The sequence below is a fragment of the Achromobacter maghribensis genome (assembly GCF_057334215.1).
Map to the genome: position 1 here is coordinate 84,099 of NZ_JBHFII010000005.1, position 7,826 is coordinate 91,924.

The 7,826-nt window shown below is 64.0% G+C and carries 8 protein-coding genes; 4 read left to right on the top strand and 4 right to left on the bottom strand.

Annotated elements, in window-relative coordinates; all coding sequences use genetic code 11:
- Positions 1-15: 15 nt before the first annotated feature.
- Positions 16-726, bottom strand: a complete 711-nt coding sequence (locus ACE039_RS01915; protein WP_105557239.1) for a ribonuclease activity regulator RraA — start codon at positions 724-726, stop codon at positions 16-18.
- 76 nt (positions 727-802) lie between these two features.
- On the bottom strand, positions 803-2,533 hold the full coding sequence (gene araD, locus ACE039_RS01920; protein ID WP_310027900.1) for an L-arabinonate dehydratase: 1,731 nt from the start codon (positions 2,531-2,533) through the stop codon (positions 803-805).
- Between the two features lie 125 nt (positions 2,534-2,658).
- On the opposite strand from araD, the gene ACE039_RS01925 reads away from it, so the two are divergent.
- Positions 2,659-3,348, top strand: a complete 690-nt coding sequence (locus ACE039_RS01925; protein ID WP_105557237.1) for a GntR family transcriptional regulator — start codon at positions 2,659-2,661, stop codon at positions 3,346-3,348.
- Here the strand turns inward: ACE039_RS01925 and nhaR are convergent.
- Positions 3,293-4,255, bottom strand: coding sequence for a transcriptional activator NhaR (gene nhaR / locus ACE039_RS01930; RefSeq protein WP_485821538.1), 963 nt, complete (start codon positions 4,253-4,255; stop codon positions 3,293-3,295). The two genes, ACE039_RS01925 and nhaR, sit on opposite strands and share 56 nt — an antisense overlap.
- A gap of 102 nt (positions 4,256-4,357) precedes the next feature.
- On the opposite strand from nhaR, the gene ACE039_RS01935 reads away from it, so the two are divergent.
- Positions 4,358-5,365 carry a TerC family protein gene (locus ACE039_RS01935; protein ID WP_448712834.1) on the top strand — a complete coding sequence of 336 codons (1,008 nt, stop codon included), beginning with the start codon at positions 4,358-4,360 and terminating at the stop codon, positions 5,363-5,365.
- Positions 5,362-5,781, top strand: a complete 420-nt coding sequence (locus tag ACE039_RS01940; RefSeq protein ID WP_105557235.1) for a universal stress protein — start codon at positions 5,362-5,364, stop codon at positions 5,779-5,781. Before ACE039_RS01935 ends, ACE039_RS01940 begins: the two co-directional genes overlap by 4 nt.
- 76 nt (positions 5,782-5,857) lie before the next feature.
- Here ACE039_RS01940 and ACE039_RS01945 read toward each other — a convergent pair whose 3' ends face one another.
- Positions 5,858-7,177, bottom strand: a complete 1,320-nt coding sequence (locus ACE039_RS01945; RefSeq protein WP_485821539.1) for a hypothetical protein — start codon at positions 7,175-7,177, stop codon at positions 5,858-5,860.
- A gap of 145 nt (positions 7,178-7,322) precedes the next feature.
- On the opposite strand from ACE039_RS01945, the gene ACE039_RS01950 reads away from it, so the two are divergent.
- Positions 7,323-7,826, top strand: a 504-nt coding sequence (locus ACE039_RS01950) for a surface-adhesin E family protein (protein ID WP_485821540.1), incomplete at its 3' end; no start/stop codon positions are given.

Genomic DNA, 7,826 nt, shown 5'->3' on the forward strand with positions numbered 1-7,826 from the left:
GGCCGGCGGCAAGGCTCAACGGCCCTGTTCTTTGCGCCAGGCGGCGAATTTGTCTTTGGTGCCCGGATCGGTGGGCGGATACAGGCCCAGGATGGACGCGCCCTGCTGCACCTGGCTGGTCACGAAGTCTTCGAAGGCGGTCATTTCCACGGCCTCGACCGAGATCTCGTCGGCCAGATGCGCGGGAATCACCACGACGCCCTCGCGGTCGCCCACCACGATGTCGCCCGGCCACACGGCCACGTCGCCGCAACCGATGGGCGCGTTGATGTCCAGCGCCTGATGCAGCGTCAGGTTGGTCGGCGCCGACGGCCGCTGGTGATAGGCGGCAAAGCCCAGTTCGGCGATTTCGGGCGAATCGCGAAAGCCGCCATCGGTGACGACGCCAGCCACGCCGCGCTTCATCAGCCGCGTGACCAGGATGGAACCCGCCGACGCGGCGCGCGCGTCCTTGCGGCTGTCCATGACCAGCACCGCGCCTTCCGGGCAGGTCTCGACCGCGACGCGCTGCGGGTGCGAACGGTCTTCGAACACCTTGATGGTGTTCAGGTCTTCACGGGCGGGGATATAGCGCAGCGTGAACGCCGGCCCGACCATATTGGGCAGGTTGGCGTTCAGCGGGCGCACATCCTGGATGAACTGATTGCGCAGGCCGCGCTTGAACAGGGCCGTGCACAGCGTGGCCGTGCTGATGCCGGCCAGGCGGGCGCGGGTTTCGGGATTCATTTGGGACACGATGACTCCGGGGGTCGATACTCGATAAAAAAGGGCAAGCGCCTGGCGGGCCGCGCCCGCCAGGCATTTAGAAGATTTCGGGTTCGGGCACGGGCGCGCCGAATCCGGTTTCGAGGAAATCGAAATCGCAACCGTCGTTGGCTTGCAGGATGTGTTGGGAATACATCCAGCCGTAGCCGCGCTCGTAGCGCTTGGGCGGCGGCGTCCAGGCGGCGCGGCGCGCGGCAAGCTCCTCGTCGCTGATGTTCAGGTGAATGCTGCGGGCCGGCACGTCCACCGTGATCATGTCGCCCGTCTTGACCAGCGCCAACGGACCGCCGATATAGGCTTCGGGCGCGGCGTGCAGAATGCAGGCGCCATAGCTGGTGCCACTCATGCGGGCATCCGACAGGCGCAGCATGTCGCGCACGCCTTGCTTCACCAGCTTGGTCGGAATGGGCAGCATGCCCCACTCCGGCATGCCGGGGCCGCCTTGCGGGCCGGCGTTGCGCAAGATCATGATGTGTTCGGGCGTGACGTCCAGGTCCTCATCGTCGACCGCGGCCTTCATGCTGGGGTAGTCGTCGAACACCAGCGCCGGGCCGGTATGTTGCAGGAACTGCGGCGCGCACGCGCTGGGCTTGATCACGCAGCCGTCCGGCGCGATATTGCCGCGCAGCACGGCCAGCGCGCCTTCGTCGTAGATGGCGGTGTCCAGTTTGCGGATCACGTCGTCGTTATAGACCTCGGCGCCGGCAATGTTCTCGCCCAGCGTCTTGCCCGTGACGGTCATCGCCGTGGGATCCAGATGATCTTGCAAGCGCGACATCAGCGCGGGCAGGCCGCCCGCGTAATAGAAGTCTTCCATCAGGTAGGTGTCGCCGCTGGGCCGGATGTTGGCAATGACCGGCACCTTGCGGCTGGCGGCGTCGAAGTCGTCCAGGCCAACCGCGTGGCCGGCACGGCGCGACATCGCAACCAGGTGCACGATGGCATTGGTGGAACAGCCCATCGCCATGGCGACGTTGATGGCGTTCTTGAACGACGCCAGGCTCAGGATGCGCTTGGGGCTAAGGTCTTCCCAAACCATCTCCACCACGCGGCGACCACACTCGGCAGACATGCGCATGTGGTTGACGTCCGCCGCCGGAATCGAGGATGCGCCCGGCAGCGTCATGCCGATGGCTTCCGCGATGGCCGTCATGGTGCTGGCCGTGCCCATCGTCATGCAGGTGCCGTAGCTACGGGCGATACCGCCCTCCACTTCGGTCCATTGTTCTTGCGTGATCTTGCCCGCGCGGCGCTCGTCCCACAACTTCCAGGCATCCGAGCCCGATCCCAGGATCTTGCCCTTCCAGTTGCCGCGCAGCATCGGGCCCGCGGGCACGTACACGCACGGCAACCCGGCGCTGATGGCGCCCATGAGCAAGCCCGGCGTCGTCTTGTCGCACCCGCCCATCAACACGGCGCCGTCGACCGGATGGCTGCGCAGCAGCTCTTCCGTTTCCATCGCCAAAAAGTTGCGGTACAGCATGGTCGTCGGCTTGACGAACGATTCCGACACCGAAATGGCCGGCAACTCCACCGGAAAACCGCCCGCCTGGAACACGCCGCGCTTCACGTCTTCGACGCGTTGCTTGAAATGGCTGTGACAGGGATTCAGGTCCGACCACGTGTTGATGATGGCGATGATGGGACGGCCGACCCAGTCGTCGGGGGCATAGCCCATTTGCATCATGCGGGAACGGTGGCCGAACGAACGCAGGTCATCCTTGGCCATCCAGGCGGCGCTGCGCAGACTTTCGTAGGTACGTTTCATAGGGGAATAGGGAGTGAAGCGTGGTGGGGATGGGATCATTTAAACACTAATACATTAGTGCGTCAGCTAGGTAAAAACCCGCTACACTGCGGGCTTCGACCACCGTACTCCCGACACGCCTTCGGATGCAAAGCCAAAAGCTCAGACTGGACCGTTCGCGCCACGCGGCGCCCCAGGTCTTTGAACACTTACGCGAACAGATCGTATCGCTGGAGCTCGCCCCGGGCACCGCGTTATCGCGCGTCACGCTGGCCGAAACCTACGGCCTGAGCCAGACGCCCATCCGCGACGCCCTGATGCGCCTGGCCGAAGAAGCGCTGGTCGAGATCTACCCGCAGCACACCACCGTCGTCAGCCGTATCGACATCCCCGCCGCCCGGCAGGCGCACTTCCTGCGCCAATCGCTGGAACTGGAAATCGTGCACCAGCTGGCGCAACGGCCCGACCCGATGCTGCACAAACGCCTGCAAGCCAGCATCGACCTGCAACGCGTCAGCCATGCCAATGGCGAATACCAGCAGTTCATCGACGCCGACCAGGCTTTTCACCGCGACATGCATGCCGCGGCGGGCGTGACCAGCCTGTGGCAACTGGAGCAACGCTACAGCGGCCACCTGGATCGCCTGCGCCGCCTGCATCTGCCGGAAGCCGGCAAGGCCGAACGCATCATGGACGATCACCAACGCCTGTTGGACGCCATCGTGGCGCAAGCGCCGGAACGCGCGCAGCACGTGCTGCGCGAGCACCTGTCCGGAACGCTCAGCCAGGTCGCCGAGATCTGCAAGCGCTACCCCGAGTACGTGCTGGCGGAGTAACGCCGCCCTGCCCGAAAATATCCTCCTGCGCGGCCTTGTTGAGCGCGATGATGGCGGGATGCTGCAATTGCCGGTCCGTGGTCAGCGCGTAAAGCTGCTCTTTAACGGCGGTGGTGCTGCCGATGGCTCGCACCCGATATTGCTTGACCAGATAGGCGGTCGTGGCAGTCGGCGCCACGAACAGGCCCACCCCGGTTTGGCCGAATGAATTCAACAAGGCGCTGTCGTCGAACTCGCCCACGATGCGGGGCCGGATATCGTGGTCGTCAAACCACTGCACCAGCCGCGCCCGGATCGCCGCGTCTTCGCCGGGCAACAGGAATGGCGCCTGGTCCAGCATCTTGGGAAACCGGCCCGGCAATTGCTCAAGCAAGGCCGGCGCGCCAAAAAACGTCAGGCTGCTTTCGCCCAGCAAGTGACTGAAACCGCGGACATTCAAATGGCTGGGCATGGGACGATCGGCGATCACCATGTCGTACCGGTGTACCGCCAGATCCGCTAACAGGAACGCAAGGCGGCCTTCGCGGCAAATCAGCCGCACACGCTCTTCCAGGCGCAGCACCGGTTCGATCATCCGGTACACCAGCGATTTGGGCACGCCTTCGGCGATCCCGATCCTGAACTCCACGGCGGGCTGCGCGGGCCGGTTGCGCAGATCGTCCAGCAATTCGTCGCCAAGGGTGAAGATGCGATCCGCGTACTGCAGCGCGCGGCGGCCGACATCCGTCAGTTCCAGGCCGCGCCCCACCCGCCGGAACAGCGGGGAATCCAGCGAGTCCTCCAGTTCCTGCAACTGGCCGCTGATCGACTGCGGCGTGCGCTGCAATTGCTGCGCCGCACGGGCAATGCTGCCCGCCTTGGCGACCATCCAGAAATAGCGCAGATGTTTGTAGTTGAGAGAGACCATCGCGGATCCATCCAAAAAATCTGACTATCACTTCATGATATGCGAATTGTCCGAAGAATAAGCCTGTTCTAGACTGGCCTCGTACCTTGCAGGAGGCGGCAAATGGGTCAGATCGAGACTTTTGCCACAACGCCGATGTGGGTGGGATTCATCGGCTTCGTGCTGGCGGTGCTGGCGCTTGATTTATATGCACTGGGCGGCCGTCGCGCGCACCGGGTGTCATCCCGGGAAGCGCTGGGCTGGGTGCTGGCCTGGGCCACGCTGGCAACGTTGTTCGGGCTGTCGATGTGGGCGTTTCTCGACGCCAGCGCCGGCCGGGCCGTGGCCAACCAGAAAACCCTGGAGTACTTCACCGGGTATCTCATCGAACTGTCGCTGTCCGCGGACAACATGTTCGTCTTTTCCCTGATATTCACGTACTTCGCGGTGCCCCCCGAACTACAGCGGCGGGTGTTGCTCTACGGCGTGCTGGGCGCCATCGTGATGCGCATCGGGATGATACTTGCCGGGGTCTGGCTGCTGTCGAAATTCGTCTGGCTGTTCTACGTGCTTGGCGTCTTCCTGATCCTGAGCGGCGCCAGGATGCTGGCGACGGCCGGACGCCAGCCCGACATCGCCCAAAACCCCCTGGTCCGCTTCATGCGGGCACGAATGCGCATCACCCCCGACTACCACGGCCAGTCCTTCTTTGTCCGCATCGACGGGCTGCGCTACGCCACGCCGATGTTCGTCGTCCTGCTGGTGATCGAAGCCACGGATGTGGTCTTTGCCGTCGACAGCATCCCGGCGATCTTCGCCGTCACGCGCGACCCCTTCCTTGTCTTCACCTCGAATATCTTCGCCATCATGGGCCTGCGGGCGCTGTATTTCCTGCTGGCGGACATGGTGGGCCGCTTCCACTATCTGAAGTATGGGCTGGCGATCGTGCTGATCGTCATTGGCGGCAAGATGCTGGCGGCGCAGTGGGTCCATGTGCCGGTGCACTGGTCGCTTGGCGTGGTCGGCCTGGTGTTGGCCGCGTCCATCGGCGCCAGCTTGCTGTTGCCCAGGCGGAAGGCTTCGGCCGACCGCTATAACGTGAAGAAGTCACACACCGAGGAGCTGCCATGAACACGATCATTCTCGCTACCGACGGATCGACATACAGCGATGAAGCCGCCCGCTACCTGGTCGCGAGCCCATTGCTGAACCGCGATTTCATCGTGCATGTGGTCCATTGCGAACCTCAGGTGTCGGGGGATGTCGAGTCATTCATCGGCAAGGCCGACGTCGACGCCTGGCATCACGAAGAAAGCGGCAAGGCAATGCGCTCGGTGGTGGACATCCTGCGCAGCGGAAACGTCAACTACGAATGCCACGAACTGACCGGGTTCACGCCCGAGAAAATCGTCAATTACGCGGCCAGCGTCAACGCCACGGCGATCGTGCTGGGATCGCACCACCGCAGCCCGGTGGTCAACGCCTTGATGGGGTCGGTCAGCGGACGGATTTTGGCGCATGCGCCATGTCCGGTACTGGTGGTTTAAGGCGATCACCCAAGGTAATGTGAAGAAAGTCCTGCCTTTTTGCCTTGATTCCAGCGGGAAAAATCGTCCTGCCAACTCAATCCAGAGGATACCGCCGGATCACCGTCTTTCCGTCTCGTTCGGCCAGCGACAGCAAGGCTTCACCCGAGGCGTCCATGCCCAGTAGCCCGTTCTCCACGTCCTGCGGCATTTGGAATGGGCGCCACGTTTTGCCCTGGTCGCGCGTGGCGAAATAGGTTTTGGTGTATTCGCTGAACGAAAACAGATGATCCGCGTAGGTCTTGATCACCCAGACTTTGCGGCCAAACCAGGCTTTGCCTATCCAGGTGGGTTCGCCGCGCACGGTGGGCGACGCCGAACGCCGATGCCATGTCCGTTCGGCCTTGTCCAGCTCATAGATGGCGTTGCCCAACGTTTCGAACACGCGTTCGTCCCGGGTATAACGCGCGTCGGGCGCGGGCGCCGGGACGGACGACGCGTGGGGGGTGATGCGGAAGGCAGGAGACGCACCGCTCTGAAGCTCCACTTCAAAGCGCCGGGTTTCCAGCACTTCGTTTTTTTCCGCCGCGTTCAAGCTGATCCGCGTGCGCCAGCTCCAGCCCACAGCCCGCCTGTCGTCCAGGGGAAATAGCGACCAGTCGTAGGCCAATTGGCTGCCGTCCTTGCCCGCCTTTTCCTGGAAAGCGCGATCGAAGGCTTGCGCGTCGGGCCAGACCTGCTCGTCAAGCAAGGTGGCCGACCAATGCCGGGCGCCGTCTTCACTGACCAATAGGCGTTGGCCAGCGTCGTGCCGTTCCAGCGCGATCACGCGGTCTTGCGTCAGGAACACGGTGTATTGCAACGGCGGACCCAGGACGGCGTCCGGATCATACGTCCAGGTCTTGCCCTGGTCGTCGGAGCGCAGCGTTTCCCAGGCAGCGGGCGGATCGCCGTTGCCGTTCTGGATGCCGGGGCTACGTGGCGTGCCCGTGACCAGGTACAGCGTGCGGCCTTCGGGGGAACCGATCAGCGTGACGCCGGTGTCGCCGCTGATGGACCCCAGCAGCTTGAATACGCCCGTGCCCTGCCCGCCGTAGATCAGGTTGCGCGTGTCGGCCAGTTGCCATGGATTCTGGGGCCGCGTGCCCAGGGCAGGCACCAGGGCGTCAAGCTGCGGCGCTTGTTCCAGGCCCGCCAGGTCTTTGCCGGTGATGAGGCGTTGCCCAACCAGCAATTGGCGTTCGCCGAACCGTTGCAGCGACACCCGGGAAGACGAGGCCAGCGGCGGACCATTGAGTTCGCCGATGAGCTCGTTGCGCGCAAGCGGCTTGCCCATCGGCACCAGCTGATAGAGGCCATAGCCGATCACCCCCGCGACCACGATCGCGGCGCCGCTGGCAAGCAGTCTAAGGTTCATGGCTGCAGAGCATCCTGATGCATGGGCGCCCGCCATCTGGCCGGCGACTTTTGGGAATAGGCGAAACTATAGCGTGTTGCGCGACGTTCTCTATACTGGCGTGACATACTCTCACGCTTCAACCGGCGCCACACGGAAACCCGACATGATCGCAAGGCACGCTCGCTTCGCTCTGGCCCTGGCTTTGCTGGGGGCAGCTGGCTGGATGCCACCCGCCTTGGCCGCGCCACCCGACGTTTGCCAGGCGGTGACCGTGCGCGAAGGCGACCCGATTCCGCCGGACGCTTGCGCCGTGAATATCGTACCCCGCGACCTGGACGTGTCGCGCATCGTGTTTGGCGACGGCCCGGCCTGGACGCCGCTGGATCCCCGCGCCATGCCCGGCGTGTTCTACGACACCTCGTCCATTGCGCCAGTATCCGAAAGGCCGGTGGTGATGGCGGTGACGGTCGCGTGGTTCTATGCGCAACCCCGCGTGTCGGAGACGAACGGGCAACCCTATGGATCGGTATCGCAGCCGGTGATGCTGAACTGCGGCGCCAACACCTATACGGTCACCGAGACCCGGCACTACGCCGGCAACGACGCGACCGGTGCGCTGGTGGAGTCGATTCCCGTGGCGGGCATCCACGATGCGCCGGTCGCGCGC